Here is a 4,080-nt window from a genome sequence, read left to right as displayed (position 1 = left end):
CCTTGGTAAGCGCGGCATTAGAGCACAAATCACAATTTTTTTCTGCATTTTTTACAAAAAATTCATCCTCAAAGTAAACAAAAAAGCCGCTGAGTTGCAGCGGCTGGAATAACAAGACTAAGTCGTTTCTCTCACTGGCGACAAGGTGAGTTACCCTAAGTTCTTACGTGCATTTTGGAACATACGCATCCATGGGCTGTTTTCACCCCAAGAATCAGGATGCCAAGAGTTCGCTACCGTGCGGAACACGCGCTCTGGGTGCGGCATCATGATCGTCACACGGCCATCTTGAGTCGTTAAGCCTGTAATGGCATTTGGTGAACCATTTGGGTTGTTCGGATATTGCTGCGTGGCATGGCCGTTGTTATCCACAAAACGCAGCGCAACGGTGCCCGATTGTTCAATCGCCGTTAAATGTGCTGTATCACGAACTTCAACGCGCCCTTCGCCATGCGAAACCGCAATCGGCATGCGCGAGCCAACCATCTCATTAAAAAACAGTGAATCAGATTGCTGCACTTCCACTAAGCTAAAGCGCGCTTCAAAACGCTCTGATTCATTGCGCACAAAACGCGGCCATAAATCCGCACCAGGGATTAACTCTTTCAAATTCGACAGCATTTGACAGCCGTTACACACTCCTAGCGAGAAAGTATCTTCACGTTGGAAGAAACTTTGGAACTGTTCACGAGCTTGTACATTAAACAGCACTGATTTCGCCCAGCCTTCGCCCGCGCCCAATACGTCACCATAAGAGAACCCACCACATGCGACGAGGCCTTGGTACTCTTCAAGCACCGCTTGACCCGTTAAGATGTCGCTCATGTGTATATCGGTTGTTTCAAAGCCTGCGCGATCAAACGCTGCCGCCATTTCAACGTGTGAGTTAACCCCTTGCTCGCGCAAAATAGCCATTTTTGGCTTCACGCCTTTAGCAATATACGGTGCCGCAACATCTTGTTGCACGTCAAAGCTCAAACTGACGTTAAGACCTTTATCACTGTTATCTTGTTTTGCTGCAAACTCTTGGTCCGCGCACTGCGGGTTATCGCGCAGCGCTTGCATCTTATGCGTGGTTTCAGCCCAAATGGTGCGAAGTTCGGTGCGGTTACGCACAACAATAGGTTGTTCACCAGCGGTAATGGCTAGCTCATCAGAAGCGTCAACACGACCTATAACGTGTGAACACGCTTGTAAACCATGCGCCGTTAGCGTCGAGATCACCGTCTCTAAATCGTGGTGACGAACTTGAATGACTGCGCCCAGCTCTTCATTAAATAACGTGGCCAATGCATCATCGCCTAGCGCGGCAATATCGGCTTTCACGCCACAATGACCAGCAAAGGCCATTTCAGCTAGAGTAACGAATAAACCACCGTCACCTTTATCGTGATAGGCGATAATCTGCTGATTCGCGACCAAGGTTTGGATCGCTTCATAGAAGGCTTTAAGCTGCGCCGCATTATCTACGTCTGCGGGTTTATCACCCAACTGTTTGTAAACTTGTGCTAACGCCGTTGCGCCCAAGCGATTCTTACCATTACCTAAATCAATCAAAACCAGTGAGGTTTCGCCCTTATCGGTTCTTAACTGAGGCGTAATGGTGTTACGCACATCTTCAACACGAGCAAATGCCGTAATCACCAAGGATAGCGGAGAGGTCACTTCTTTTTGTTCGCCATTTTCATCCCATTTGGTCTTCATCGACATCGAATCTTTACCCACTGGGATAGTCAGGCCGAGCGCAGGACAAAGCTCTTCACCGACCGCTTTTACTGCCTCATACAAACCAGCATCTTCACCTGGGTGACCCGCTGGTGACATCCAGTTCGCCGACAACTTAATGTGTTTGATATCACCGATATGGGTAGCGGCAATATTGGTGATCGCTTCGCCCACAGCTAAACGTGCCGATGCCCCAAAATCCAGCAAGGCAACTGGCGTGCGCTCACCCATCGACATCGCTTCGCCATGGTAAGTATCATAACTTGCCGCAGTGACCGCGCAGTTTGCTACTGGCACTTGCCACGGACCAACCATTTGGTCACGAGCGACCAAACCAGTGACGGTTCGGTCACCAATGGTGATGAGGAAGGTTTTTTCTGCAACCGCAGGGAGACGCAGTATACGATCAATCGCTTCGTTCAATTCGATATCACGGCGATCAAGTGCTGGATTATTAACTTTCAGCGTCTTCACATCACGATACATTTTAGGTGTTTTGCCAAGCAATACGTCCATCGGCATATCAATTGGCGTATTGTCGAAATGTGAATCTTCCAATTTCAGTTCACGCTCTTCAGTGGCAATGCCCACAACAGCATAAGGCGCGCGCTCACGTTGGCAAATGGCGTCAAAGCGCGCCATGTTTTCTGGCGCTACAGCCAGTACGTAACGCTCTTGTGATTCATTACACCAAATTTCAAGCGGGCTCATTCCCGGCTCATCGTTAGGTACATCACGCAGTTGGAAAATACCGCCACGTTCACCATCATCAACAAGCTCAGGCAATGCGTTTGAGATACCACCAGCGCCCACATCATGGATAAAGGCGATCGGATTCGCCTCACCGAGTTGCCAGCAGCGATCAATCACCTCTTGGCAGCGGCGTTCCATCTCTGGGTTTTCACGCTGTACCGACGCAAAATCAAGATCTTCCGCAGATTGACCAGATGCCATAGAAGAAGCGGCGCCCCCACCAAGGCCAATGTTCATTGCCGGACCACCAAGCACAATTAAGCTCGCGCCAACTGGGATCTCTTTTTTCTGCACATGCTCGTCGCGGATATTCCCCATCCCACCAGCAATCATGATTGGTTTGTGATAACCACGCACTTCTTCACCTGCGTGAGAGTTAACTTTCTCTTCGTAAGTACGGAAGTAACCTAACAAGTTTGGACGACCAAATTCGTTGTTAAAAGCCGCGCCACCGAGCGGGCCTTCCAGCATAATATCGAGTGCCGTGACAATGCGCCCCGGTTTACCAAAATCCGTTTCCCAAGGCTGCACAAAATTAGGAATACGCAAGTTTGAAGTAGTAAAACCGACTAACCCGGCTTTAGGTTTTCCACCAATCCCCGTTGCACCTTCGTCACGAATTTCACCACCGGACCCCGTTGAAGCGCCCGGCCAAGGAGCAATCGCCGTCGGGTGGTTGTGTGTTTCCACCTTCATTAAAATATGCGCTTTTTCATGGTGATAACCATATTGGCGTGTCTCTGGATCAGGGAAAAAACGCCCAACTTCTGAACCCACCATGACGGCGGCATTATCTTTATAGGCAGACAGCACGTGATCAGGAGTCACTTCATAAGTGTTTTTGATCATCTTAAACAGCGATTTATCTTGCTTAACGCCATCAATAGTCCAATCGGCATTGAAGATTTTATGGCGACAATGCTCAGAGTTTGCTTGAGCAAACATCATTAATTCGATATCGGTTGGATTACGCTCAAGCTTAGTGACGAAGCTTTCGAACAAATAATCAATTTCATCGTCAGCCAATGCAAGCCCAAGGGTAACGTTTGCTTTTTCAAGCGCTGAGCGGCCGCCATTCAGCAAGTCGACGTACGCTACGGGAGCAGGTTCAGCGACTTTAAACAGTGAAGTTGCTGATTCGAAATCGGTAAACACGACTTCCATCATTCGGTCGTACAGCAGGGAATAAAGCGTAACAAGTTGCGGTTGAGAAAGTTCGCGATCTAATTCGATATAGTAAGCCGTGCCTCGCTCTAAGCGCTTCACCTCATTCAAACCACAGTTATGCGCAATATCCGTCGCTTTGGAAGACCAAGGCGAGATGGTTCCAGGACGAGGAGTGACCAGTAAAAGAAGACCTTGTGGCTCATGTTCTTGAATCGTTGGGCCATAAGTGAGTAGTTTCTCTAATTTTTCAAGGGATTGAGCGTCTAAATCCGCAGAGAGATCAGCAAAATGCATGAACTCCGCGTAAATACCCGATACAGGCAGTTGCTGTTCACGACAAAGTTCAACGAGTTTGTTAACACGAAACTCAGAAAGCGCTGGGGAGCCACGCAAAATTCTCATGTGCTTAGGTCTCTTATACAGTGGGTTGAGGTG

1 protein-coding gene is annotated in these 4,080 nt (G+C 48.7%); it reads right to left on the bottom strand.

The genetic code is table 11. The features are described from left to right. Positions 1-150 precede the first annotated feature (150 nt). On the bottom strand, positions 151-4,047 hold the full coding sequence (purL, locus tag B9J87_RS09385) for a phosphoribosylformylglycinamidine synthase (protein WP_094150446.1): 3,897 nt from the start codon (positions 4,045-4,047) through the stop codon (positions 151-153). Between the last annotated feature and the right edge of the window lie 33 nt (positions 4,048-4,080).

Origin of the sequence: Vibrio sp. V19_P1S1T109 (assembly GCF_002241375.1) — a bacterium.
In the GTDB taxonomy this organism is placed as follows: Bacteria; Pseudomonadota; Gammaproteobacteria; order Enterobacterales; family Vibrionaceae; genus Vibrio; species Vibrio anguillarum.
Note: the sequence above shows the minus strand (reverse complement) of the source record. Positions and strands in the feature narration are given on the sequence as shown.